General features: G+C 62.0%; 17 protein-coding genes. 2 read left to right on the top strand and 15 right to left on the bottom strand.

The features are described 5' to 3' along the window. Nucleotides 1-25: 25 nt before the first annotated feature. The 11 genes from ftsY to GBB18_RS00920 form a co-directional block, all read right to left on the bottom strand. Entirely contained in the window at nucleotides 26-1,765 is a 1,740-nt protein-coding gene (gene ftsY, locus GBB18_RS00970) for a signal recognition particle-docking protein FtsY (protein ID WP_151640451.1), read from the bottom strand. Between the two features lie 57 nt (nucleotides 1,766-1,822). Beyond that, complete coding sequence (locus GBB18_RS00965) at nucleotides 1,823-5,335, bottom strand: hypothetical protein (RefSeq protein WP_151548815.1); 3,513 nt, start codon at nucleotides 5,333-5,335, stop codon at nucleotides 1,823-1,825. 153 nt (nucleotides 5,336-5,488) lie between these two features. Continuing rightward, complete coding sequence (smc, locus tag GBB18_RS00960; protein ID WP_192795862.1) at nucleotides 5,489-9,001, bottom strand: chromosome segregation protein SMC; 3,513 nt, start codon at nucleotides 8,999-9,001, stop codon at nucleotides 5,489-5,491. Nucleotides 9,002-9,130: 129 nt separating this feature from the next. After that, a complete protein-coding gene (locus GBB18_RS00955) occupies nucleotides 9,131-9,487 on the bottom strand; it encodes an acylphosphatase (RefSeq protein ID WP_151640449.1) in 357 nt (118 codons plus the stop codon). Between the two features lie 3 nt (nucleotides 9,488-9,490). Beyond that, nucleotides 9,491-10,951, bottom strand: a complete 1,461-nt coding sequence (locus tag GBB18_RS00950) for a sodium:alanine symporter family protein (RefSeq protein WP_151640448.1) — start codon at nucleotides 10,949-10,951, stop codon at nucleotides 9,491-9,493. 60 nt (nucleotides 10,952-11,011) lie between these two features. Beyond that, nucleotides 11,012-11,866: a bifunctional DNA-formamidopyrimidine glycosylase/DNA-(apurinic or apyrimidinic site) lyase gene (gene mutM / locus GBB18_RS00945; RefSeq protein ID WP_151640447.1), complete on the bottom strand. Its 855-nt coding sequence runs from the start codon at nucleotides 11,864-11,866 to the stop codon at nucleotides 11,012-11,014. 7 nt (nucleotides 11,867-11,873) lie between these two features. Then, complete coding sequence (rnc, locus tag GBB18_RS00940; RefSeq protein ID WP_151640446.1) at nucleotides 11,874-12,650, bottom strand: ribonuclease III; 777 nt, start codon at nucleotides 12,648-12,650, stop codon at nucleotides 11,874-11,876. Next, nucleotides 12,647-13,195, bottom strand: coding sequence for a DUF177 domain-containing protein (locus tag GBB18_RS00935; protein WP_151548821.1), 549 nt, complete (start codon nucleotides 13,193-13,195; stop codon nucleotides 12,647-12,649). Before GBB18_RS00935 ends, rnc begins: the two co-directional genes overlap by 4 nt. A 64-nt stretch (nucleotides 13,196-13,259) precedes the next feature. Further along, nucleotides 13,260-14,000, bottom strand: coding sequence for a DivIVA domain-containing protein (locus tag GBB18_RS00930; RefSeq protein WP_151528499.1), 741 nt, complete (start codon nucleotides 13,998-14,000; stop codon nucleotides 13,260-13,262). Between the two features lie 176 nt (nucleotides 14,001-14,176). Beyond that, nucleotides 14,177-15,553, bottom strand: a complete 1,377-nt coding sequence (gene gdhA, locus GBB18_RS00925) for an NADP-specific glutamate dehydrogenase (protein ID WP_151548822.1) — start codon at nucleotides 15,551-15,553, stop codon at nucleotides 14,177-14,179. A gap of 95 nt (nucleotides 15,554-15,648) precedes the next feature. Next, nucleotides 15,649-16,602, bottom strand: a complete 954-nt coding sequence (locus tag GBB18_RS00920) for a triacylglycerol lipase (RefSeq protein ID WP_192795861.1) — start codon at nucleotides 16,600-16,602, stop codon at nucleotides 15,649-15,651. 361 nt (nucleotides 16,603-16,963) lie between these two features. Here GBB18_RS00920 and GBB18_RS00915 point away from each other — a divergent pair, with 361 nt between their 5' ends. Beyond that, nucleotides 16,964-18,073: a glycerate kinase gene (locus GBB18_RS00915; protein ID WP_151550447.1), complete on the top strand. Its 1,110-nt coding sequence runs from the start codon at nucleotides 16,964-16,966 to the stop codon at nucleotides 18,071-18,073. A 17-nt stretch (nucleotides 18,074-18,090) separates the two neighbouring features. Here GBB18_RS00915 and GBB18_RS10595 read toward each other — a convergent pair whose 3' ends face one another. Together GBB18_RS10595 and GBB18_RS00905 are read right to left on the bottom strand one after the other, a co-directional pair. After that, on the bottom strand, nucleotides 18,091-18,915 hold the full coding sequence (locus tag GBB18_RS10595) for a hypothetical protein (RefSeq protein ID WP_192795860.1): 825 nt from the start codon (nucleotides 18,913-18,915) through the stop codon (nucleotides 18,091-18,093). Between the two features lie 160 nt (nucleotides 18,916-19,075). Then, nucleotides 19,076-19,477, bottom strand: coding sequence for a hypothetical protein (locus GBB18_RS00905; protein ID WP_151640444.1), 402 nt, complete (start codon nucleotides 19,475-19,477; stop codon nucleotides 19,076-19,078). A gap of 42 nt (nucleotides 19,478-19,519) precedes the next feature. On the opposite strand from GBB18_RS00905, the gene GBB18_RS00900 reads away from it, so the two are divergent. Next, on the top strand, nucleotides 19,520-20,854 hold the full coding sequence (locus tag GBB18_RS00900; protein WP_151640443.1) for a DUF4921 family protein: 1,335 nt from the start codon (nucleotides 19,520-19,522) through the stop codon (nucleotides 20,852-20,854). 40 nt (nucleotides 20,855-20,894) lie between these two features. On the opposite strand, the gene GBB18_RS00895 is transcribed toward GBB18_RS00900, so the two are convergent. Further along, nucleotides 20,895-21,287, bottom strand: coding sequence for an LCP family protein (locus tag GBB18_RS00895; protein WP_151640442.1), 393 nt, complete (start codon nucleotides 21,285-21,287; stop codon nucleotides 20,895-20,897). Nucleotides 21,288-21,968: 681 nt separating this feature from the next. Further along, entirely contained in the window at nucleotides 21,969-25,670 is a 3,702-nt protein-coding gene (locus GBB18_RS00890; protein WP_151640441.1) for a hypothetical protein, read from the bottom strand. Nucleotides 25,671-25,946 lie beyond the last annotated feature (276 nt).

Here is a 25,946-nt window from a genome sequence, read left to right as displayed (position 1 = left end):
TAATCATGCGGTCACGGGGGTAGCTCTAGCCCAAGAGTGCGTCGACGAAACTTTCCGGCTCGAAGGGCGCAAGATCGTCTGCTCCCTCGCCCAAGCCGACGAGCTTCACGGGCACACCCAGCTCTTCCTGAACTTGGAACACGATACCGCCCTTGGCGGTGCCGTCGAGCTTGGTGAGCACCACACCGGAGATGTCCACAACATCGCGGAAGGTGCGCGCCTGAATCAGCCCGTTCTGGCCCACGGTGGCATCCAGCACCAGCAGCACCTCGTCCACCTCGGCCTTCTTCTCTACGACGCGCTTGACCTTGCCCAGCTGATCCATCAGGCCCTGCGAGGTGTGCAAACGCCCGGCGGTATCGATGAGCACCACATCGGCGTGCTGCTCGATGCCCTGTGCTACGGCGTCGAAGGCCACCGATGCCGGATCGGCGCCTTCCTTGCCGCGCACGGTGGTCGCACCCACCCGAGTACCCCATGTATCCAGCTGGTCGGCGGCGGCCGCACGGAAGGTATCGGCGGCGCCCAGCACCACGTCGTGGCCCATAGACACCAGCACGCGCGCCAGCTTGCCGGTGGTGGTGGTTTTACCGGTGCCATTAACACCCACCACCAGCACCACGGCCGGCTTGCCCTCATTGGGGATGGCGCGAATGGAGCGATCGAGCTCCGGCTGGCAGGCCTCAATGAGGGTCTCGCGCAGCATGGCCCGTGCCTCCTGCTCGCTGGACACACCGCGGGCGGCGATCTTCTCACGCAGATCATCCACGATCTTCATCGTCGCCGTGGAACCGAGATCAGCCATAATCAGCGTGTCCTCGATCTCCTCCCAGGCATCCTCATCCAGATCGCCGGCGGAGAGAATACCCAGCACAGACTGGCCGATCACATTCTGCGAACGCGACAAGCGTCCACGGAGCTTGCCTAAACGCCCCTCGGCGGGTGCGATGTCCTCGCGCTCGACCTCGGCCGGCTCGGGCTCCACCACGGCGGTATCGGACTCCTCCTCCGCCGCCGCAGCAGCAGGCTTATCGACGCCCTCTTGCTGCTCAGTATCGTCCTCGGCAGCAGTCTCGCCCTCGGAAACGACCGGCTGCTCATAGCTCTCGGACGACGCGGACTGGGTCAGCGGCGCCGGCCCGTCACTGACGCTGCGGGCCTGATCCTCCACCTCGGTCGGGGCGTCCTCGACCGGGGCTGGCGCAGGCTGCTCGGTGGCCTTTTCGGCCTCCACCCGATCGATCTCGGCGTCCTCGACGGAACTGATCTGCTCCGCAGCGGCGGTGGGCTCGGACTCGGCCGGGGTCTCGGCCTCGGACTCGGTGGGACGCGGCGGCTGCGCCACGGCGTCCTGCTCTACCCGATCAACCTCGCCCTCCTCGACGGAGCTGATCTGCTCCTCCGCTGCGGTGGGCTCGCTAGGCTCCGCTACAGGCTCCGGTGCCGGCTTCTCCACTGCGGTGGGCTCGGGCTGCGGGGTGTCCTGCGGGGTCGTGGAGGGTTGTGGGCTGTCGAGGCGCTGGCCGTCGAGAAGCTCGGGCTCCTTCTTCTTCGGGGTAGAACCGCTACCGGCGGCGGGGGCGAAGTTAAAGCCGCCCTGCGCCTGATAGTTACCGGATTTCTCCTCGCGGGTGAGCTCCTTGGTCTCCTCCTCTTTCTCGAAGGAGACAGTCTTGGCCTGCTTGCGCTTCAAGCCGATCACAATGACCGCGATCAGCAGCAGCAGAATGACAACAACCGCCGCAATAATATAAGTGGTATTCATAGCGTCAATCCTCACTAGTGGGTCTTCATTGGGATATCCCCGTCCACGTTAGTATCTCTAGCTCGCTAGCGATGGATACTTTTCCGCCAGCACCATCGCCTCGCTCGAGACCACGTCGCCGGTCACCAGATCCGGCACCACGGTGGCCATCTCGGCCCAGCCCGGGCCCACCTCATCCAATAGCTTGGACTTGCCCAGCATGTCGTGGGCATGCATACGCGCCGCGAGAGCGAAAATCATGGACACCACCGGCGCTAGCGCCCACAGATCCTGCGGGTTATCGGTATCCACGCCATCCAACTTGTCGAAGCGGATACGTGCCGAGTTATAGAGCCGGCGCTGCGCGCCCTTGATCCCGCGCATCAGCGTCAAGGCCGGCTTGATCAGCTTGTGCCGCACCAAGATCTCAGAGAGCTGCTCGCGGTGCTTGAAGGTTTCAAATACCGCCATCAATCGCGTGGAATCCGCCATCATCGGCCCCGGCACGATCTCCGCCTGGGAGAAGAACATCTCCAGCAGCATCTCCTGCTGCGCCGGATCCATGTGCGCGATCTGCACCGTCGAACGGTCAATGCAGGCGGTGTCCAAGGTGGCGTCGCGGCCGGTGCTCAGCGTCTCCACCAAGCGCTTGCCAGCGGCGTCCTCCAGCTGCTTCATCACGGCCCGCAGCCGCTGGCGAGTCTCGGGGCTTATGGACTCTTCCTCGAGGGCTGCGGCCAGCTCCGGCAGCCCAGCCAGGGTGCTGAGCACACCGATCCAGGCATTGCGGTGAATCTCCGTGGCGTCCACGGTGGCCTCGGCTCCCTCGTGGGTGCCGGACATCGGGGTGGCCACCAGCCCGGAGGAGACTACGCAGCCCGGCTGCAACTCGCTGGGCACCAGCGAGGAGGCCAGCCCTGACAGGGCCTGCTGCGGGTGGGTACGCACCACCGCGGTGATGGCACGCCGCATCGGGGTATCGGCCCTATCCTCGGAGGCGAGGAAGTCCCAGAGCATCGGCATAATCGCGGGATCGTCGGGAGCGGAGTCGGACTCGCCGGCGAGAAACGCGGAGAACTCGGTAAAGCCCGCCGAGCCACTGCGATAGTAGCCCTCTTGGGCGATGGTCGATGCCGTTTCTGCGGGAGTGCGCGCGGGACGCTGCACGCTATAGGGATCAGAGGAAAAGAGCTGAATGGCCAGATCGCCAGCGCCCCGATAGGCCTCCGGCAGCGGGGTCTGGGCGCTGATCTCGTCGATCGTGTTCGCCAGCGCCCAGGGGGCCGTCAACGGCCAGATCCAGGCGCCCACGCGGTGATCGCTCGGCAGATCGCTGCAGTGCAGGGTGTCGTCGACAAGCTCCACCCCGGAGGTCAAGGGAGCAGGGTTGATATCGGCGAGGCCGACGGAGACCTTCCGATTCACGGCCTTGTCTACCCACTCCAGATCCATGCGGCCGGCGGGCATGGCGTTCATCGAGCCCACAAGCCGCGACATATCCGCGGCGAAGGTGTAGTCATCGAGGCGCGTCATCTTCGCGGTGCGCAAGGGGGTGCCGTGGTTATTCCGCACGGAAATACTCGGCTGGCTCACGCCGCCGCCGGCGGGCACGCGCAGGCGCACCATGCCCTGCGGATCGAACTCGGCGGGTTGGACGCGGGCGCGGGTGGTGCGCCACGAAGCCGGTTGGGTCTGCAGCGGCAGCTCGAAAAGTAGCCGCGGCGGGGTATAGCGCAGCGGCAGCTGATCGCCTTCCTCAGTGGTGATAGCGAAATCCACACCCGCGGCATCAGCGGCCACCTCCACGCGGGAGGGCACCACATCAAAAGGTTTCTCGCCGTGGCTAATGCGCAGCGTCGCCGGAGACAACCCTCCTTGGGCGGGGATACGGAAAGTCAGGGACCCACCAGCTACCTCGCTCTGGGTGTGCAGTCCCTCCACCAGGGCGCACTCGTGACGGAAGGACTCATTGCGGGGACCGCGCAAACGGATGAGGTACTCCCCCACCCACGGCGACTCCCACGCGGAAGGATCAAAGATATCGAAGACGCCGCCCTCTGCGGGCACCTCCAGCGGCTCGGCTGGGGCCACCTCCATGCCTTCCTCGCCGATGCCGGCGAAGGCCGAGATGGTCAGATACCACGTTTCTGCCTGTCCCGACACCGTGGGCGGGAACTCAGCAAGCAACGATTCGGAGTGCACCGGCAGGCCGCTGGTGGTGCGCACGCAGGCGGCGGCCGGGGAGGGATCGCGGAAGATCACGCGCTGGCGGGCGTCCACGCAGCGCACATTCTGCTCGCCGGCGCCATCGCGGTCGATCTTCAGGCTCGCCGCATCGGAGGTATCCACGCGCACGCACTGCCACTTATCCCAGCCCTCAACAGCCACCGTGTCGATGATCGGCAGGTCGCGGCCGGTGACCACGTCCACCACTTGGGCGTCATTCGGGCACACGACGCACAGCTCGGGATAGTGCAAGGAGGCCTTGTCGGTGACATTCGCGCCCTTGGGGGTGAAGATCAGGGTGGGATCCTCTGAGTCGATCACCGGCACCACCCAGTTCAACTCGGTGGTGACATCGTGGATGGCGATCTCGCGGGTCTGGTGCTCCACCGCGATATCGAGCGCCTCAGAGTAGGGGCGCTGCTCGCCCCAGGGGCGTCCGGTGCGATAAACGGTGGTGGTTCCGTCGATAGACACCCGCCATTGAATCTCCTCATTCGGCTGGTTCACCACCTTTTGCTCCGGCAGGCGCAAGCACACCTTCCGGCGGGCGGCGTTCCACATGATGCGGGGGCGCAACTCGCGAGTGCCCACGCCCACGGCGTGCTGACGGTCCTCGGTGCCCACGGGCCGCTCGCGCAGCTCGGCGATCACATGCTCCGCCACTGGCTGCACCATGGCCGGGCTCGGCCACTCGTCACGACGCACCCGCCATGTCGCCCCCTGGGAGGCGGCGAACTGACGGAAGGTCTCCACCGACTGCAGCACCTCCGCAAGCAGCTCGGGGGCGGCTTGGGCTACCGCAGCCGTGACGGGAAGCTCCTCCGTCTCCGCCAAGAAGGCCACGTCTACCTCGCCGTTCTGGGCGTCGAGCAGCTCGAGCAGTCCGGGGATCTCGGCGGCAGTCACGCCGATGTGGGCGGCAAGCACCAGCACCGGAGTCTCCGCCATGCCCTCGGGTACGGTGGTCTCGGTGGCTGCGATTACCCGGCGCGCCGCACTATCGGCGGCGGCCACCATGTCCTCGGTGGTGGGCAGCGCCATGCCGGAGAGGTATTCGATGAAGAAGCTCTCGGCGTCAATCATCGTGGAGGCCCGGTTGAGCAGGGTGGCCAGCGCGAGGTTCGGCGAGGAGACCATGAGCTCCTCCAGCTGGGCGCCGTCGGCGAGCTGCCGCGATAGAAACGCCCCATAGAAGCGCTCGATGCGCTCGAGTGCATCCGAGCTCAGTTCCCGGAGGGGAAAGGTGGGGGTGTGTTCGAACTCCTGCTTGAGTTCCAGCTCGGTGCGGAAGGCCCACCCGAGTAGAAATTCCGTGGAGGAGGAATCGGCGGCTGTGTTGGTTCTGCTACCGGCGCCGGTGCTCATAAGTTGGTGTGGTCCCCTTCTACTGCTTGATCACATACTGTGCGGTACTCGACGCAGCGCGTGGCATGCCTGCGCTAAGAGTCTTAGCGTAGTCCACGTGCCGCGCCAGTTCACCACGACTCCCGATTGCCGGTGCGGGCACGCCCCGAGGCGCTAGGTTGCGGGCTCGCCCACGGCCGGATCGACACTGCGGGGCTCGCTGTGCGGGCTCATGCGCTGCGAGAGCACCTGGGTGACGCCATCGCCGCGCATGGTCACTCCGTAGAGCACGTTGGCGATGTCCATGGTGGGTTTTTGGTGGGTGATCACGATCAGCTGCGAGGTTTCGCGGAGATCCTCGAACAGCGCGATGAGGCGCCGCAGGTTGACGTCGTCAAGCGCCGCCTCGACCTCGTCCATGACATAAAACGGCGAGGGTCGGGCTTTGAAGATCGCGACGAGCAGCGCCACCGCGGTCAGCGATTTTTCGCCACCGGAGAGCAGCGAGAGTCGTTTCACGCGCTTGCCCGGCGGGCGGGCTTCCACGTCGATGCCGGTGCCGAGCATGTCGGAAGGGTCGGTGAGCAGCAGCCGCCCTTCGCCCCCAGGAAAGAGCGTGGCAAAGACCGTGGGGAATTCCTGCTCCACATCCCGCCACGCCTCGGTGAAGAGGGTGAGGATCTGATCGTCCACCGACTCGATCACATCCTCCAGATCCGCCCGGGCCTGCTCCACATCGGCCAGCTGGGAGCTGAGATAGTCATAGCGTTCCTCCAGCGCCTTGTACTCCTCGAGGGCCAAGGGGTTGACCTTGCCCAGGGCGGCCAGCTGCTTTTCTGCCTGCTTCAACTCACGGGTGGTGGCGGCACGATCAAAGCCCGGGCCGGGGGCGTGCTCGCTGCGCAGCGTCGCAGCATCCACCCCAGTCTGCTCGCTGAGCTTGACGACGCTTTCCTCCAGCCGCACCCGAGCGGTGGACAGCGCCATCTCCGCCTCGTGGCGGGCATCGCCAAGGCGGGAGGTTTTCTGGGTGGCCGCAGATAGCTCCTCGCGCGCCCGGCGGGCGCTGCTGACCACGGAGGCCTTGCGCTGCTCCAGCTCGTGGCGCTGAGTGGACACGGCTTCCCGTGCCGCCGCCACCCTGCCGCGCATCCGCTCACTTAGCTCCGCCACCACGGCGGCCAGGCGCGTCTCCTGCTTGCGCTTTTCCACCCGTGCCTCGTGCCGGGCGCGCTGCTGCTCGGCCTGCATCGCCTGCGACTTCAGTGCCGCGGCTCGGCCGAGGGCTGCGTTTTCGCGCTGCTCGAGCTGGCCCAGCCGCAGCCGTGCCTCGGTGTCCATGGAACGCAGCTGCTCCACATGCGCGGCCAGGTTGTCTTTCTCGGCGCTGGAGACCTCGGTGGGGCTGTCCTCATCCTCGGCCGAGGCCAACAGCTCGGAGACGGTGCGATAATCCTCGCGCGCCTGCTCGAGCTCCCTGCTAGCCCTATCGAGCCGCTCATAGAGGCTGGTGTGTTCCCGCTCCTGATTATCGGTGGCCTTGATCAGCCGATCGACCTCGGCGGCCTTGGTTTTATCCACCGCGTCGAACTCGCGCAGCGCGGCGGTGGTGGCGGCCACGTTCACGCGGGCATCCTCAGCGGCCTTCTTGGTGCCGCTGAGGGTGCCGGCCATATCCTCGCGGCGGCGCAGCAGAGTGGCCAAGGTGGCCTCAGTATCGCTGATCTGCTGGGCGATCTCCACGCTGGTGGAGCCCACAGCCTCTGCATCGCCGCTGCCGCTATCGGTGATGAGCCAGCCATGCCCCAGCACCGCCCCAGCAGGGGTAACGGCGCGGAGCCGCGGATCGGCTTCCACCAGCTCCCGGCCAGCGGCGATATCGGGCACGATCACCACATCCACCAGCATCCGCGTCAGTGCCGAGGACACCGCGGTGGATAGTTCCACCTCATCCAAGAGCCAGCGATACGCGCCGATATCGGTGTCAAGACGCCAGGGATCGGCCTCGCCGCTGGCGATAAACGCCGTGGCGGTGGTGTTCTCGGCGGCGAGCCGGGCCCGGAGCTGGGCATCGGGCAGCTCGCCCACGAGCGCCTCGGCGTGGCAGCCCAGTGCCGCCGCCAATGCCGGGGCGAGGGCGGTATCGACCCGCACGTGTTCGGCAAGCTGGCTATAGTCTGCGGCGACATCCGCGGACAGGGCGGCGCGGGGACGCTGCTGGCTTAAGACCTCCACCTTCGATTCCAGCCGGGAGATGGCCACGTCGAGTTCGCGGTGCTCGGCGCTGACCTCCTCGAGTCGCTGCTCGGCGGCGCGGGCCTCGGCCTGCGCCTGGCGGGAGTCCTCCACCAGAGGGGCGCGTTGCAGCGTGGTGTGCTGCAGTGCCTTCTTCGCCTGCGCGAGCTCCTTGTTCAGTTCGTCGAGGGAGCTGGCGGCCTGGCGTACCTGCTGTTCGCGTTCCTCCACGCGCCGCTCGGCGGCGGCGATGGCTTTGTGCGCACTATCGACGCGCTCGACCAGACGCGCTACCCCAGCCTGATGATCGGCGATGGCGGCGATGCGGGTGCGGTGTTCGCGTTCGGCGCGCTCGTAGTTCTCCCGTGCCGTGGCCAGCTCGCCGGAAATCTCCTCAAGTTGGGCGGCCGCCATTTCTTTGTCTTCGGAGAGCTCATAGGCTTCTTCCTCGGCCAGCTCGGCTTTCTCGCGTATCTGCGCGGCATCCGGGCCCTGATAGGCCTCCTCGGCGGCGCGGCTGGTGCGCTCCCTGGCGATGCGTAAGGTGGCGTCCACCCGCTCGGCGAGGGAGGACAGCTCGAACCATAGGTTCTGGGCCTGCTCGAGCTGCGGGGTCACCTCGTCCACCGCGGCGTCCCATTCAGCGGCGGCGGCCTGCACCTGCTCCAGATCTGCACGCGCTTGGGCGTGGCTATCAATAGCGCGGCGGTGGTGTACTTCCGCATCGGCGCAGGCGGCGTCCAAGCGGGTGATGGTATCGCCGGCCAACTGCAGCCGGTTGTGCCGTACCGTCGCCTGCACCGTGGCAGCCTTCTGCGCCGCCTCGGCCTGACGCGCCAACGGGCTGAGCTGCTTGCCCAGCTCCTCGGTGAGGTCGCGCAGGCGATCGAGGTTCGATTGCATACCTACCAGCTTGCGCTGCGCCTTTTCCTTGCGGCGGCGATGCTTGAGCACCCCAGCGGCCTCTTCGATATAGGAGCGGCGCTCCTCCGGGCGGGATTCGAGGATCTCGGCCAGCTTTCCCTGGCCGACGATAATGTGCATCTCTTTACCGATGCCGGAATCACTGAGCAGCTCTTGAATATCCATCAGCCGGGCGCGCGAGCCGTTGATCTCGTATTCGGAAGCGCCATCGCGGAACATCCGGCGGGTGATAGAGACCTCGGAGTAGTCGATGTCGAGGGCGCCATCGGAGTTATCAATCGTCAGCGTCACCTCGGCGCGCCCGAGGGGCTTGCGCCCGCCGGCGCCGGCGAAAATGACATCGTCCATCTTGCCGCCGCGCAGGCTTTTCGCGCCCTGCTCCCCCATCACCCAGGCCAGCGCATCCACCACATTGGATTTGCCGGACCCATTGGGCCCCACGACAGCACAAATGCCGGGCTCGAACTTCATGGTGGTGGCGCTGGCGAAGGACTTAAAGCCCTTCATAGTCAGCGACTTCAAATACACCTTGAATTCCTCCCGGCATGGCCCCAGTTCGCGCCCCTCGCTAGGCAGAGGCGCTGGGCTGCCCATCCACGAACTGCCCCGATAGGCAGCACGCGCATGGGCCAGCGTGCGATGATCACCGCACAGATTTTAGCGGGTGTGAAAACCGCTCGCCCCGCGCGGGTCGGTGTAGTGCGGGATCACCGTCTCCACTGAGCCGGGCCGGTGATGGCTGCTGGGCTGCTCGCTCAGCCGCTGCACCAGCTCCGCCACGGCCGTCTCCGTGCCTTCGGCAACCACGCAGACCCGGCCGTCCACTAAATTTTTCGCATACCCAGCGAGCCCGAGCTCTTTCGCGTTTTGCAGGGTCCACCAGCGAAAACCTACGCCTTGGACGTGGCCGTGCACCCACGCCGTAACCCGCGTGACAGCGGCATCCGCGGCGTGGGAGGCGTCCGGCTCCCTGCCGCTCGCTGCTGCTAAGGAGTCATCCCTCGACGGGCACATCGATTAGAAATCCTTTGCTTTTTCTTCGCGCCAGGTCAGCGGATCGGAGCCGTCCCAGCATTCCATGCCGTCCCAGCCGCGCAGGCCGGGCACATCATCGCGGTGGAAGACGGGGTTCTGGCCCTTGGCCCGCTGCTCGGAGAAGTTCTTGAGCACGGCCACAGCCACGCCGCCGAGCGGGATGATGACCACCAGGTTGATCGTGGCCATCAAACCGGAGAACACATCGGCCAGCGACCACACCAGCGGCACGGTGCCCAGCGCGCCACCGAAGACGCACAGTCCCACTACAACGCGGTAGATGGTGAGGGCCTTCGGGGACTTGGTGAGGAATTCGATATTGGATTGGCCATAGTAGTAGTTACCGATCACCGAGGAGAAGGCCAGGAAGATGATCACGACGGTGAGGAAGTGGATGCCCCAGGTGCCCACGGTGGATGCCAGTGCGGTTTGGGTGAGCTCGATACCGCCATCGCTGGCCGCGTAGTCGCCGCGGGAGAGCAGGATGATGAAGGCGGTGATGGTACACACCACGAGGGTGTCGAAGTACACGCCCAGGGTCTGGATCAGGCCCTGCTTGGCGGGGTGAGAGACACTCGCGGTCGCAGCGGCATTGGGCACCGAGCCCATACCGGCTTCGTTGGAGAACAGGCCACGCTGCACACCCCTCATGATCACTGCGCCGAGGGTGGCTCCGGCGAACTCGCGGATACCGAAGGCGTTGAGCACGATATTTTCCAGCATACGGGGCACCTCGGTGATGTTCAGCGCCACCACAATGAAGCCCATGAGGATATAGGCCACGGCGATCACCGGGACAACCACTTGGGTGAAGCCACCGATGCGGCGGATGCCGCCGAAAATCACCACGTAGGTCGCCGCCGCCATGAGGGCGCCGATGATCATCTTGGCGGTCATGGTGTCCATATCGAAGGACAGGGTGACGGCCGCGGCGATGGAGTTGGACTGCACCGCATTGAACACGAAACCATAGGTGGTGACGATGGCGATGACATAGATTAGCGCCAGCCAGCGTGCGTTGAAGGCCTTGGTGATGTAGTAGGCGGGTCCGCCGCGGTAGGAATCCTCATCGCGCACCTTATATACCTGCGCCAAGGTGGACTCCACGAAGGCGGTGGCGCCGCCGAGTAGCGCAAACAGCCACATCCAGAACACCGCACCTGGACCACCAGTGGCGATAGCGATGGCCACACCGACAACGTTGCCGGTGCCCACGCGCGAGGCCGCGGAGATGGTGAAGGCCTTAAAGGCGGAGACGCCCTGCTTGCCTTCCGAGATATCGGAGGGCTTTTCCGTGATGGACTTGAACATCTCCGGTACGAACCGGAGCTGGACGAGCACGGTGCGCACACCGAAGTACAGGCCCGCAATGACCAGAAGGGCGATGACGAGGTACCAGAAGTACTCATTAAATGAGTCAATCGCAGCGGTTAAAGATTCCATGAGGAAAAATATACCGCCGGACACGAATTCTTCCTACCGTAATGCTAGTCACGCAAGCGGTTAGTGCTGGCAGCGGCCACAAAAATAGGTGGAGCGCCCCACCACTGTGATTCTTCTTATCTCAGTGCCACAGCGCGCACAGGGGAGCCCTTCCTGCCCATAGGCGTTGAGCGATCGCGCGAAATAGCCGGACGCACCATTGACGTTCACATAGAGATCATCGAAACTGGTGCCGCCTTGAGCAAGGGCCCGCCGCATCACCTGCTGCCCGGACTCCAGCAGCGCCCGCAGCCGCTGTAGGCTGATGCGCTGGGCAGAGCGCGTCGGTGCAATTCCTGCTGCCCACAGCATCTCATCAGCATAAATATTGCCGACGCCGGAAACGATGGTTTGTTCCAAAAGCAGAGCCTTAATCGGGCGCGCCCGCTGCTTCAGCCCCGCCGCCACCTGCGGCATTGATACTTCGGGATCGAGCAGATCGCGTGCGATATGGCTTATCGACGCCGGTATGCGCTGCTCCTGCTCGCCCAGAGACACCAGCTCATCTAGGCGCCAGTAGCCAAAGGTGCGCTGATCCACAAACCACACGGCAGGCCCGTTCTCCAGCTGCAGGGCAGCCCGTAGGTGCGGATGGGAGTCGTGGGCATGGGGATCCGTGCTGAGCAGCATCTGCCCCGACATACCGAGATGCACCACTACTGCTTCCTCACCATCGAGACGCAGCCACATAAACTTTCCCCGCCGGGAGACCGCCTCAATCTGGCGACCACACAGCTGGGCGGCGAACGCCTCCGGCGAGTCCTCATTGTGGCGGATAGCCCGCGGATGCAGGATGCGGGCCGATGCGATGCGGCGCTGTTCCAACCTTGGAGCCAGGCCGCTGCGCACCACCTCTACCTCGGGGAGTTCCGGCATGGGGGTACTAGTCCACGCTGGCGGCGTCGAAAAGCGGCAGGGTATCCCAGTCGTGCTCGAGAGCGGGCACCGCTTCGCGGGCGGCCTGCTGCTCGGCCGATTTCTTATTGGGGCCCTCTCCCCTCCCCACGAGGCGGCCCTCGATCACGGCATAGGCGGTGAAGTGGCGCTGGTGATCAGGCCCCACAGCGGTGCAGTGATAGATCGGCGCTTCCCGCTTATTCTCGGCGGCGCGTTCTTGTAGCGCCGTCTTATAGTCCACGTGCAGCCCCGTGCTGCGGGCGGTTTCAATCTTGTGCCCGAAGAGGGTGAGCACCACCTGCTCGGCCACGGCGAAACCATGCTCGATATAAATGGCACCCAGCAGCGCCTCGGTGGTGTCGGCTAGGATGGAATCCTTATTCGCGCCATCGGTCATCAGCTCGCCCTTGCCCAATAGAATATGGGGACCGAGATTGATCTCACGGGCGATATCCGCCAAGCCATAGCGGGAGACAATAGAGGCCCGCATCTTCGAGATATCGGACTCGGGGCTGTTCGGATAGTTGTGATAGAGCCGAGTGGCCACGGACAGCCCGAGGACGGCGTCGCCAAGAAACTCGAGCCGCTCATTATTGGGCAAATGCTCGTGCTCATTGGCAAAGGATCGGTGCGTCAGGGCGAGCTTCAGGCTGTCATCGGAGAGCTCCACACCGAGCGCCTGCAGCAGCGGGGCATGATCGACCTCGTGAAAACGCTGCTCCCATGCCTTTTCGCGGGGAATACGCTGTTTACGACGACTCACTGAAACTTCTCCAATCCTGCCCACCGCGGATCAATGCGGTCTTCCTCTTCTTCGCCCGATACCCCATCGGGGGCAGGCACGAGATCATAATCGCACTCGTCGCCGTAGTCCTCGCAGGTGGGGCTAAAGGGTAACTCGAGACCCACCGTGGTGGTCAGGGCATCCAATAAGTCGATGCGGCCGGAATCAATGTGGCCGAGAGAATCCTCCAACGCATCGGCGGCATCTTCGTCACCGGCGGCGTCATCATCAATAAAGTCGGCGGATTCGGAATAGACCCGCGAAATACGGAAGTCCTGCTCCACGCTCAGCGGCTCGAGGCACCGGGCACACTGCCCGCTCAAGGTGGCGTGCACGGTGGCATCAACCATGATGGCATCACCAAGCGGGGCCAGGGTGGCGTCGACGGCCAGCTCCGAGCCCTGGTCAATAGCAATCAATTCCAGCCCGATGCGCTCAGGCGCGGGGCCGGTGGTGGATTGATAGTCCGTATTCGCCGAGGGCGAAAGCAGATGTGCTACATCGAATGTCAGTGGTGATGTCATGCACTCTAGACTACGTTGCTTGCCCCGCGCGGGCGAAAGCGCGGGAGTCAACAGCGGCGGCGGGCTAGAGCTCCTCGCCGTAGTCGTAGCGCTGGTTATCACTCGAACGGCCGCTTCCTACGGCGCCGGCGCCGCGTCGCAAAGCGGTGCGGTCGCGGGAGACCACACGCAGGGTGGCGTTGAGACTGTCCTCGAACTCGGCCAGCTTGGCATCCACATAGTCATCGCACTCGGCGCGCAGTCGATTGGAATCGGCATGGGCGGCATCCACTACGCGGTGCGCCTCCTCGTTGGCGCGACGCACCACCTCGGACTCGGAGACCAAACGCTGCTGCTCCGCCAAGCCCTCGGACACGGAGCGATCATAGGAGTCATTGCCCTGGGCCACGAGACGCTCTGCCTCCGCCTCAGCGCGATCGATACGATCCTCCGCCTCGCGGTGAGCATCATCGGTTACCCGTCGGGCCTCATCCTCTGCCTCGGCTACGAGACGGTGGGCCCGATCTTGGGCGTTATTGACCATGGCCTCGGAATCGCGGTTAGCGGTATCCATAATCTCGTTGGCATCGGCCTGCGCCTCGCCGACGATGGCATCGGCCTTGGTAGTGGCCTCATGCACAATCTCGTCGCGCTTATCCAATACGTCCTGCGCATCGTCAATTTCTACCGGCAGGGCATTGCGTAGCTCATCAAGCAACATGAGCATGTCATTGCGCGGCACCATGCAATTGGGGGTCATAGGCACGCCATAGGCCTGCTCTACGGTTTGGACCATTTCATCAAGGGTTTCAAAGACGCGATACATGGGCCTTACTCTACCGTGACGCAACCGCCTCGGGGTGGAGTGACATGGGAGTATGCAGGCGAAGAAAACGCCACTACGCTTTCTTAACCCCGCAACGACAGACACCCTGCCCCGCGGCCACAAGGACCACAGGACAGGGTGTGTCAGTAGCGGGATATCATCCCGCGGGGAGGGTGTTAGATAACGCCCTGCGCCAGCATCGCGTCGGCAACCTTCTTGAAGCCGGCGATGTTAGCGCCGATGACGTAGTCGCCGTCGTGGCCGTACTCCTCGGCGGTACGCTTACATGCGCGGAAGATATTGCGCATGATCACGTGGAGACGCTCGTCGGTGTACTCGAAGGACCAGGAGTCGCGGGAAGCGTTCTGCTGCATCTCCAGTGCGGAGGTAGCAACACCACCGGCGTTGGCGGCTTTACCGGGACCGAAGGCGATCTTCCTCTCGCGGAAGACCTCAACAGCCTCCGGGGTGGAAGGCATGTTGGCGCCCTCAGCAACGTACTTACAGCCGTTGTCGATAAGCTTCTGGGCGTGCTCACCGTTGAGCTCGTTCTGGGTGGCGCAGGGCAGGGCCACATCGCACTCGAGATCCCAGATAGAGCCGTCGGAGTGGTAGGTAGCACCCTCGACCTCGTCGGCGTAGGCGGAGATACGGTCGCGGCGAACCTCCTTGATCTCCTTCAGCTTGGCCACGTCGATACCGTTCGGGGTGTGGATCCACCCTTGGGAATCGGAGCAGCCGACCACCACAGCGCCAAACTCTTGGGCCTTCTCGATGGCGTAGATAGCCACGTTGCCGGAACCGGAGACGATCACCTTGGCGCCATTGAGGGACTCGCCATCGGCAGCCATCATTTCCTTGGTGAAATACACCAAGCCATAACCGGTGGCCTCGGTACGCACCAAGGAGCCACCCCACTCGAGGCCCTTGCCGGTGAGGACACCGGACTCGTGCTGGTTAGCCAGACGACGGTACTGACCGAAGAGGTAGCCGATCTCACGGCCGCCCACTCCGATGTCACCGGCGGGTACGTCGCGGTACTCGCCGATGTGGCGGTGCAGCTCAGTCATGAAGGACTGGCAGAAGCGCATGATCTCGGCGTCGGATTTGCCCTTGGGGTCGAAGTCGGAACCGCCCTTGCCGCCGCCGATAGGCAGACCGGTGAGGGAGTTCTTGAAGATCTGCTCGAAGCCGAGGAACTTGATGATGCCCAGGTTCACGCTGGGGTGGAAGCGCAGGCCGCCTTTGTAGGGGCCGAGAGCGGAGTTAAACTGCACGCGGAAACCACGGTTGACCTGAACCTCTCCCTGATCATCAACCCACGGCACACGGAAGATCAGCTGACGCTCCGGCTCGCAGAGACGCTGGATCAGACCATAGTCCGCATAGTGCGGATCGTTGTCGAGAACGATCTTGAGGGAGTCCAGAACCTCGAGGACCGCCTGGTGGAACTCGGGCTCGCCGGCGTTACGCTGACACAAGCGGTTGTAGTACTCCGAGATCTGTGCGTCAACAGACTGCACATCATCGTTCTTAGTGGCGGTATTCGTCATAATTCTCCAATTCCCATATCCCTCGTGAACTCGAGGGATGAATTTCTATCGTCTTACCGATATCCAGTCTCTTGCTCAGGGGGAGTATGCGCAACTTAGCCATGTGTTACGTATGTCACACCTTCATGGTTCGCCGTATCACCCCTCAGTTTCCGCAGGTTGTCCACCACAATCAGCTCCGGCATATCGAAGCCGAGAGGAACCGGGCGGCAGTCAATCTCCCCCCATTCACCCCCGCTTTGCCAATTGTCCAATAGGTTTAACACCGCGCTGAGCACAGTCGGGTTGTAGGGAGAATACATATGCCCGCCGAGATTCTGCGGGCACACCTCCTGCAGCACCAGATTCTGCGTTTTCTGGCCAGAGATCTTTTGCACGTCCACATCCCAGATCATTTCGTCCACCCGCGTGGAAATAGTGGTATAGCGCGGCCCCGGCACGGTCTCTGCTGGGGTGTTCTGCTCCTCGATCGCCCGCGACCCGCGCAGTAGCTGCTGCAGGCTCGGCTGCAGCACGCGATCAAGGCCTCGGCTCAGCACTGCGCTCGACTCCCCCGCCGCCTGCTCGTGGAGATGATCCACCACGGTTCCGAGATGCGCCGGGCCGCCGCCGCGCGTCGGCGAGGCGATTCCGATCCAGCTGCGGGTGAGCTCACCCCGATCTATAGAGTTCACCCACATGCGGGCCACCGAGGCGCCTTGGGAAAAACCAATGATGTGCACGCCCGTCGCCCCAGAGGTGGCCAGCGCCGCACGTACCAGCTCATCCACCTGTGCCGCCGATTCTTCGAGCGGGCGATAGCCGAAACCCCGATCTGGGTCCGGCCCCATGCCATAGTCCAGTCCAAACACACACCAGCCGGCGTCCACGAGCCGTGGCCCCAATTCCGCGTAGTCGCCATAGAAGGTGGAATCCGTGCCATGCACCAGAATCACAGCCTCCTGCCGCTCTGCGGTGGCGCGGCAGGAAGGATCATTGGTTCCCTGCGGCTGTAGTGGGCGAACCTTGGAGTCGAGCAGCACCCGTTTCGCAAGAGATGGCCGCGCCACGCGGGGGCCTTCCACCCCCGTGCTCGCGCCCGCCGTAGGTGTTGCGGCTGCGGGAGGTGTTGCGGCTGCGGGAGTCGCGCCCACGGGGCTTAGAACAGCCCCGGCCAGTGCCATGACCGCCAGAATCGCAGCGACTGCCCTCGTGCTGCGGCCTATCGTCGCTGCGCGCCGCGTGCGCCATCGTGTATTTGTCATCACCGCTCCTTTAAGGACTACGGTCGAGATTTCTCTGCTCCCGCGCCGCATCGCCGCCGCGCAGCACCGTGTACTGACTTTCTAGTGAGAATAATAAGCCAGCGCAGCACAGAGGACTCCGAAAGCGTGCCTGTGGGAAGCGATGGGCCTTATACACTGTGAAGCTATGACTAATCGCCCAATGACGTTTCTTCTGGCCCCCGATTCTTTTAAGGGCACTGCCACAGCACAGCAGGCCTGCGCTCATCTTCGCGCCGGTATTCACGAGGTGCTTCCGGACGCCGAGGTCATCGCCTCCCCCATGGCCGATGGCGGCGAGGGAACATCCAGTCTCTTTGCCGGAACCCCGATCACTCTGCCCACTACCTCCGCCGATGGCAGGCTTATCGACGCCACCTATACCTTCATTCCGGCCCAGGGCTCCAACCCAGCCACCGCGGTGATCGACGTTGCTGCCGCCTCTGGCCTGCCCCAGGTCGGCGAAGGACACAGCCCGCTGAGCTCGGATACCTATGGCACCGGCGTGCTCATCGCCGATGCGGTGGAGCGGGGCGCGCAACGCATCGTGCTCGGCTTGGGCGGCACTGCCACCGTCGATGGCGGCACCGGCATTCTCGTCGCCCTCGGGGCGGTGCCCATGGATCACCGCGGCTATATGCTGCGCCAGGGCGGCGGGGATCTGCGCAATCTTGATTTCATCGATACCGCGCAGCTGAACGTGAAGGCCGCCGCCGTGGACTGGGTGCTGCTGGCGGATGTGACGAACCCCGCCACCGGAGCGCAGGGGGCGGCGGCAGTATTTGGGCCGCAAAAGGGTGCCAGCGACGCAGATATCGAGGTTCTGGATGCCGGTATTGCGCAGCTGTGCTCGGTCTGCGATGTGGACCCTGCCACCGCCGGCTGTGGCGCGGCGGGAGCGCTCCCGGTGGGCCTGAGCTGGCTATCGGGGCTGATCCATGGCACGAACGAGCACATTCAGCTCGTGCCCGGCGCGGAGTTTGTGGCCGCCCACCACGGCCTTGCCGAGAAGATTGCTGCCGCCGATGTGGTGGTCACGGGCGAGGGCCGAGTGGACGATACTTCCTTCGGCGGCAAGGTGGTAGGCCATATCAGCGAGTTGGCTGCTGCAGCTGATACCACCGCCGTGGTGGTGTGCGGGCGCTATGAGGCACAGCAGCGCCCAGCGATGGTGCAGGAACTCGCCCCTGGGATGGATGTGGCCGAGCAATTGCGCGCCGCCGGCAAGCAGCTCGCCGCAGACTGCGCTCGGAACTAACCGCCGCGGCGTTGAGCTTAGAGCCCTAGCTGGCCCATTAGGTCCTGGTATTGCTGCTCCCAGTCCTCGATGCTCTCCCCGGTGATGTCATTGAGCCCTTCAAGGGTCTCGAGGCCGCCGAGGTCGCCAAAGAGGTCGAGGCCGCCGTCACCAAAGAGCGATCCCACGAGGGAGTCCACTCCATCTTCATAGGCCTCGCTCAGCTGCCGCATATTCACATAAGGATCGCACACGAGCCAGGCCCCATCCTCCTTTTTCAGCAGGGTGGGGTATTTACTGTCCTCAAAGCGGATGCGCTGACGATCGTTGCCCACAAAATGCAGTTTTTCCACGGTCACGGCCTCCATGCCCGGCTCCGCCCCAGTGTCCCCCGCCAGCTTATCGAGCAAAGCGAGGTGATCAGGGTTGCCCTTGTGCTCCTCGCACATGTACTCATTGGCTTCCACGAAGGTGCTTGCCGAGTCATAGGCAGTGAGTGTCTCTTGGATGCCGTCGACCTCCGCGGCAAGGGCGCGTTTCTCACTGCCGGCCATCATCCACGCGGCGATACCAACGACGAGCGCCACCACGAGACCGATGGCGAGTCCGATGAAAAAGGGGCCGAAGGCAAATCGGCCGCCGGATGCCCCGCCAGCCCCACCCGACCCCTGGGGGCCGGTCGGGCCACCGGGGCCACCGGGGCCGCCGGCGGGAGCAGGCGTATCCCACTGGCCGTCATAGGCCTGGTTGCTCGCACCCTGCGGTCCAGGCTTGCCGGGGCGGGGTAAAAAACGGGTGTCCTCTGCTGCGTTCTGGGGACGATATGCGTCTTCGCGGCCATTCCAAGAGTTCTGGGGCGCCATGAAATATCCTTGATCGCGGTGGGCTCGGGATGTCGATTGTGGCCGAGAACAGTTGTCTAGCTACGCACTTGTTTTAGCCACAGAAGCACAGTGTAGCGCCCCTCACATGAGCTGGCAGCGATATCACTAGCGAGCTAACAGAACGGAACAGTAACGATGGCTAGGGATGTACCTGCACGGTCCAGGGATAGCGAGCCGGAAGCTCGAAAGCCATCTCGTTTTCGAGGGCAGCGGGATCACGCGGCAGAGCGGCGGCGGGGGTGAAGAGCCGGGAGAGAACCATAACCAGCCCGTTGAGAGAGTGGGCGGGGCGCTCAATGCGTATGAGCATTCGAATCACCTCAGCATTAGCGAGCTCTCGCCCCTCGTGCTGTTCGGCGTAGGTGTCGCGCAGCGCCTTTTCCACACCCTCGAGAAGGGCTGGGTTCTGCTCGACGGCGCGGAGCTGGGCTTCTCCTACTTTGTTGTACTCGATGAGGCGAGAAAGTAGCAGTTCACAGCGTTGCTTGAGCTCGGGAATCTCTGCGGTGGGAACGAGACAATCGAAGATGACCTGTGCCATGCTTGCATGCTAGTCGAGGGTGCAGCTAATACGCTAGAGTCCATGAGTTCTCCCATGTATTCCCGACCCGCCCCCTTGCAAACGATGGCGGACGGCACAATCAAGCAGATTAACCCGTTCTCCGGCACGGAGGTGTGGACGGTGCCCGGCCGCGGCAATCGCCCACTCGCCGTGCCGAAGGTGGAGACCACGCCCCTACGGGACGAGGACCGGGACACCTCCTGTGCCTTTGGCGCGGCCCGCCTGCTCGAGACCCCGCCGGAGAAATCACGCATCGTGCGCACCGATCTCGGCTGGGAGATCAAGCGCGGGCTGCTGCCGAGCGAGCTGGATGAGAATTACGCCTTCCGCCGAGTGCCGAACCTCTTCGAGATCCTTTCCTTTGATTATTGGCAGGCCAATTATGACCTGACCATCGATGAGGAGACCTCACAGCGCATGCACACCTATATTGCGGATCCCGAGGGCCGCGAGCATGTGCTCAATATTGTGCGGACCCGTATGCGCGCCTCCGGTATCCCCGAGGCCCAGGTGATGGCCACCACCGAGGAGGACTTGCTCGCCAAGGCGCCGGGCTATTTCGCCGGCGGCCATGACGTAATTATCGGACGGCGCCATTTTAAGGACGACGCCACCGACACCTCAGGGTTGGCCTCATCGGGCACCCTCAGCGTGGATGAGCACCGCGCCTTCATCCGTTTCACCGTGGACTCCATGCGGGATCTCTACCGCCACAACCGCTATGCCCCCTATGTTGCGGTGTTCCAAAACTGGTTGAAACCCGCCGGCGCCTCCTTCGATCACCTGCACAAGCAGCTGGTGGCCATCGATGATCGCGGGGTACAGGCAGAGGGCGAGATCTCACGGCTGCGCGCGAATCCCAATATGTATAACGAGTGGGCTGTGGATTATGCCCACCGCCACAATCTCGTGATCGCAGAGAATGATCACGCCGTGTGCTTTGCCGGGTTCGGGCACCGCTACCCCACTCTGGAGATCTTCTCTAAGTCGGCGCGCTCCGAGCCGTGGAATCACACTGATGATGAGCGCGATGGCATGAGTGATCTCATCCACGCCTGCCACGCCGCAACCGGCGCCGAGGTTCCGTGCAATGAGGAATGGCACCACAAGCCCATCAACTTGGATCTGCCGATGCCGTGGCGCGTGATGATCAAATGGCGTGTCTCTACGCTTGCCGGTTTTGAGGGCGGCACCAAGATTTATTTGAACACCATGTCGCCCTACACGGTGCGCGATCGGGTGGTCTCACGGCTCTACGAGCTGCGTGAGAAGAAAACGGTGGCCTCCAACCTGCGCATTGCCACGGAGGTGGAGCTGCGCCCCAACTCGCTGCGCTATACCCCCTCCCTGCCGTAAGGCGACGGAAGGGAGGCGCGGCTAGGCGCTTATCGACGCTCTAATGCACGCTCTCCTGCTCGTCGCGCAAGCGCGCCCAAGTCTGCTCGGCCTCGGGCGCGGGCTCAACGTTGATACCGTCCGCGGCAGGAACAAAGGGCATGGTTGCTGCCTGCACCGAACCATTTCGCGTGGCCGAGAGTGCCTTGGTGGCGTTGTTCATCGAGATCAACCCCTCCGAGGTAGTGATGTGCGGCCCCAAGTCGTGGACGATATCCATCAGCTCCGGAATGTCCCACGGCACGCGCTTTTCTGACAGTCGCGCCGCAAACGCCTCTATGAGCATGTGCTGACGATCAATGCGGGCAATATCCGACTCATTGTCGATGCCATAGCGCGCTTGGGAAAAGGCAAAGGCCGTGGCTCCGTCGACGGTATGGCAGCCCTCCCCCACGCGCTGCGGGTCATCGAGAAGCTAGCGTCGGAAAAGTAGAGCAGTATGGGAGCACGCAGGTGCAGCTGAGGTGTGCTGAAGTTCCTCGGCGACCGCAGTTGCGGTTCACATACGCGGCGTCTCTCACGCACAGGGGTGGGTATGATTCGTGTGGGGTGGATGGTTGGAATGTACGGGCGCGAACTCTAGCCACAGGGTGGAACGGTACCGGAGTGCGGTGGTTCCAGCTCCATGGCTGCGTGCCAGCTTTGGTCTGGGCGTACCGATGCGGCAGGACCGACGGTGAAGAGGTGGCTAAACAATCGTTCGACTCTATCCGCTCAGCATCTAGAAACGAACTTCAAGAGGACCGAAGCCGCACTAGTTTCTAGAGCTAACTTCGCCGAGCTGATACCTCCATCAACCAGCACTTGGCTGAATGCCTTGATATAAACCGGTCCACATAATGCTTCTTCAACATTCGAGGCGCTGGATGGCCGGAAGTTCTGGAAGTATTCAGCGATGAGGAGAAATGCAATTGGCGGTACTTAACTTCGGTTGTGAAGCCCTTATAATATTTTGAACTAGGAATCGAGGATATTTCATAGCTCGCTGACTTGTACATTCACATTCGTCAAATAATCAGTTCGGTAAAACTAACAAGGCGCTACGGTTCCGGATCACTAAGCTAAACCATGTCAATCATTGGAGTCCACGCCGGAAACGCTCAGCGTCTTCCTCTTCGCGTCGCGCTTCCCTCTCATAGTTTTCGGCGACTCGTTTAAATATACGAGCCACACGAGGCGCGTCATCAGCGAATAATTGAGCCTTGGCACGATATTGCTCAGCAAGTTCTAATTCTTGCTCACCTCCCTCCTCGAGACCACAACTTGAAACACCACGGCTATTAAGAATCTTAAGGTAAAATCCTTCTTCGAGATGATCGAGTCGCTCTTCTTCGAAAAGATCCCGTACAACGCACCCAGGCCAGAGCCCATCATCATCTGGTGGACTATGCCAGAGAACCTGTCCAACGTGCTGAAGCCCCACTGCGGTCCGACCGCGTTCAGCGAGGAGATCTACTGCACTGTCGATCCAAAAACGAAGCAACTCTGCATTCATGACGCCATCGACGAGCCCAGGCGGCGAGTCCCAGACGCTGAGTAGGCTGGATGCATTGCGTGACGCGGAAGCATCGTAATGCCTGCCGCCACCTTGGTCCTCCGCGAGTTTTTCATCTTCGTACTTCGTCTGGGCGGAATAAACGGCACATACGACTTCGACGAACTGCCTAGGATCGGTAGCCAAACTTTCAGACAGTGTTGGGACTTTAGCGTCATAGTCGAGCACTGGAAGGTACAACCACTCCAGTCGAAGCAAGTCGCCAGGATCAAGATGCTCGCGCATGACTTCGAGGTAGGCCAAAAGCTGCTCAAAATTGTAAGCCGATAGGTTGCGAGCAGCTGCAGACTGAATTGGATCTGCTAAGTGCCCGTACAGAGCCCGCACAGTGAGTTTCGCTGTTTGCGGGCACTGCCTAATTTTTTCACGGTCCGAATAGATGCTTATGAGATACAATACATCGGCGTATCGGCCAGCTTGAACCAGACGTGCGGCAACTTCGTCGAGCTTGTCAAAGTCTTGCCCCAAGCCCTGCGTTGGAAACGCCGCCCAGTACCTCGCATCAAGCTCGGGTTCTCTAGCAGCCAAGGCCCACACTTGTGGCAGGTCATCGCTGACGGCAAGCAGGAGGCAAGCACGTTGATCAACCGTGAGATCATCGCGTTCGAATAAGTCAGCGATGAACTTGAATCCTTCGAGTCTGTAGCGATCGGAGAAGTACACCGTCGCAGCGTCAACGAGATTTTGGTCATCATAGACCAACCATGCAAGAACTTCTTCGTCGTGGGTCAGACCTACGTCCGCTAGGACAGCGCCGACAAAAATCGGTACCGAAGCGTCGCGTGCCAGTCTCGTGACGGCACCGAATCCGCCCTCGGCTTCAATCTCCTGAATAGCTGCAATGCGTTGGCGTTTGAGTTCGCGCTCGAAGCCCTTATGGTCGCCCGGTCTGTGTACACCGATATACGGAGTCCATGACTGGAAAAGTCGGACCAATCGAAGGTAAGAGGACTTTGGCTGATAACACGAAGCCAGCGCGTCGAGTTTACTTATCTCTTTGTCGGGTAGCGCCCATGAAGAACCCGCAAACTTTCGATGACGACCAATAAGTTCCACGAGTGTTCGCCACACCGTGTACTGGAAGTCAGTCGATACATCTGCCTGTTTGGCCATCGTTTCCAAGGCAACCACAACACGACCTCGATCCGCCTTCGACATTGCCGAAGAACAAGAAAGGATCTTTGACCAACGCTGCGCGTCTTCACCTGCATCCTCTATGCAGCGCTCCACCGCAGCAGTTGTTATCTTCCTAAGCTCGCCGAAGGTCACTACATGCTCGTCTGGCTTCCAAGTTCTAAACGCTAGTGTCTTGATCGGAATGAGTGTCTTCTCCCCAGTGGGGAGCATACTAATTTCCAGCTCCCAAGCAACGTCGGGATACCTTTGCCGCAACGTGTCGAGCACTGTGATCCGCCGTTCCGGATCGACGGAGTTGCAGGGATACGTCGGCCGGTAAATGGCAGCTAACGAATCAGCGGCCCCACATGACATTCGGCCGTCTAGATCGAGTCCACTCAATCGGGCCAAAAGACTGACGGCATGTCCGAAGTGCTCGGTCGAACAGGCCACGCGTTCAAGGGACTCCAATAGTCTCCTATGGGGAGAGCGGCCAGATAAGATGAAGAAATCCTCTGTATTGTCGTCAACCATGGTGACCAACAAAGGTTTATCGCCTGCGGTCGCTGCATCGACCGCCTCGAGGAAGGTATCTGGATCGGCCTCAGCGAGCAGCGGAAACACATCAGCGAGTGATTGCCACGCTTTCCCAGTTCGGTCCGCTAGCGCCCATTCGAACAACTTTCGAATTATTTCTTTTACGAAATCTAAACCCGATACTCCGCGCGACCAACCGACAGCTCCGCCGTTGATTCCCAATAGGGCCAATGACTGAGCGAGGCCACGACGAAGTTCATCAGAATAGCAGCGAGTCCTACCATCAAATACTGCTCTCCACCGTTGGTCCCGCGATAAACCGAGAGCCGGATCCACCTCCATGAGGACCTTCTCGACAACGATCTTAAATTTCTCCATGTCGTCAAGGGTCAGTTTGGACGCAAGCAACATCCACGCGTCCTCGGCCGATACAAGATGCCAAGCCTCATAGGTACAGATGATGAGTGGATCGGTGGGACTGTCAGCGGTCCCTGAGACCGCCTCCCTAAAATGCTCGTAGCCGACCCCTGTGAGCGTCTCAAGAATGGAACGATCCCCGTCTACGTCTTCTCTCCAAGAGCCAGCCAGTAAAATTGACCGAACGTTACGAGACGAATTTTTGTCTGCCCAAGCAGGTCGATGCAGGGCGGCTTTTGCGGCCAGGCTTCGCCGCAGCCCAGTCAAGCTTCGACGTGCGAGCCTTCCAAGAGCGTCCGCTTTTTCTAACTCCGTAACCCCAGCGTTTCCCAGCGCGGCTGCTACCTCTGCAGCACCCAATGCCGGAACAGTCACGTCCGCTCTTGCACTAGACTCGACCGGTACGCAGACACTGTGCACACTGCTCGATGGAATCTCGCGCTCCAGATCGGGCGTACACGGGACCAAGATAAGAGGTTCAGAGGAAGCCGCCAGCATCCTCCAAGTGGATACCTCATGAACGAACGCTAGGCGTGCGAGTATCTGCCCCTCGCCTTGTTGGCCGAGTTTGACGGCGACCGCAGCGATGAAGGCGCATAACTCATACTTCGAGGCACCAGCAATCGTCGTAACGAAACCTGGCGAAACGAGCCGATGCTTGAGATCCTCTGCCGCCTCGGCCCGGCCAGCGAGTACAACCTCCGGCGTCAATTCTGGTTTTGTTGCTGCTGCCCATTGACGCCACCATGTCTCTCCCGTGCAAAGGCCGTAAGGCGATAACCCGAATCTCTCTGAGAGCCAAGCCCAAGTGATCGGTGCTGCCTCAAGCCATGCCTCTATCTCGTCGAGACCCAAGGCTCTGACGTCTCGCCACACTTTCTCGGCTCGTTTTGCTTTAGCCCATTCAGCCCGTTCACTCCAAGGACGTAGTATCGCTTCCACATAAGTGCAATTGGACGTCGGCGTGCCATCTGGAGTACTTGTTCGCTTGGAGTAGTCGTCATTGGCTTTGATTCTAGGCTTTGAATTAACCGACAATTCCCACACAGATAGTCCGTGCTCAACCCAAGGTGTGGATTCGTTCGCGCGAACAAATCCGTCCCAACCACCAATCGCCACACCATCGCCCGCAGGCATACTAATCTCAACCAAACTCGGTGTCGTCTCAAGTATGAGACGCCGCACGAGACGAGGGAATTCAGATTGCGAACTGCGCTTATCCGCCCAGTTCTGCAGCCCGTTTCGGTCGATGTAACCAGCTCTAAAATTAATTCTAACCACCCCCGATAGCGCACGAGTTGGTCCTCACGCTCTCCGATCGCCGCAGGCGGCCTAACTGAAGCGAATAAAAACTGCGGATCCCTTTGATCAATGAGGAACAACTGGATGGTCGGATAATCCTACACGTTGAACTTAAACTCCACCACG

The sequence above is a fragment of the Corynebacterium sp. 11A genome, from assembly GCF_008930935.1.
Classification (GTDB): domain Bacteria; phylum Actinomycetota; class Actinomycetes; order Mycobacteriales; family Mycobacteriaceae; genus Corynebacterium; species Corynebacterium megadyptis.
Note: the sequence above shows the minus strand (reverse complement) of the source record. Positions and strands in the feature narration are given on the sequence as shown.

Bases quoted from the DNA above. Each gene is read 5' to 3' on its own strand.
- ftsY (WP_151640451.1), bottom strand. From the start codon at position 1,765: ATGAATACCACTTATATTATTGCGGCGGTTGTTGTCATTCTGCTGCTG.
- GBB18_RS00950 (WP_151640448.1), bottom strand. From the start codon at position 10,951: ATGGAATCTTTAACCGCTGCGATTGACTCATTTAATGAGTACTTCTGG.
- mutM (WP_151640447.1), bottom strand. From the start codon at position 11,866: ATGCCGGAACTCCCCGAGGTAGAGGTGGTGCGCAGCGGCCTGGCTCCA.
- GBB18_RS00965 (WP_151548815.1), bottom strand. From the start codon at position 5,335: ATGAGCACCGGCGCCGGTAGCAGAACCAACACAGCCGCCGATTCCTCC.
- GBB18_RS00955 (WP_151640449.1), bottom strand. From the start codon at position 9,487: ATGTGCCCGTCGAGGGATGACTCCTTAGCAGCAGCGAGCGGCAGGGAG.
- GBB18_RS00930 (WP_151528499.1), bottom strand. From the start codon at position 14,000: ATGTATCGCGTCTTTGAAACCCTTGATGAAATGGTCCAAACCGTAGAG.
- GBB18_RS00915 (WP_151550447.1), top strand. From the start codon at position 16,964: ATGACTAATCGCCCAATGACGTTTCTTCTGGCCCCCGATTCTTTTAAG.
- gdhA (WP_151548822.1), bottom strand. From the start codon at position 15,553: ATGACGAATACCGCCACTAAGAACGATGATGTGCAGTCTGTTGACGCA.
- GBB18_RS00900 (WP_151640443.1), top strand. From the start codon at position 19,520: ATGAGTTCTCCCATGTATTCCCGACCCGCCCCCTTGCAAACGATGGCG.
- GBB18_RS10595 (WP_192795860.1), bottom strand. From the start codon at position 18,915: ATGGCGCCCCAGAACTCTTGGAATGGCCGCGAAGACGCATATCGTCCC.
- GBB18_RS00905 (WP_151640444.1), bottom strand. From the start codon at position 19,477: ATGGCACAGGTCATCTTCGATTGTCTCGTTCCCACCGCAGAGATTCCC.
- GBB18_RS00935 (WP_151548821.1), bottom strand. From the start codon at position 13,195: ATGACATCACCACTGACATTCGATGTAGCACATCTGCTTTCGCCCTCG.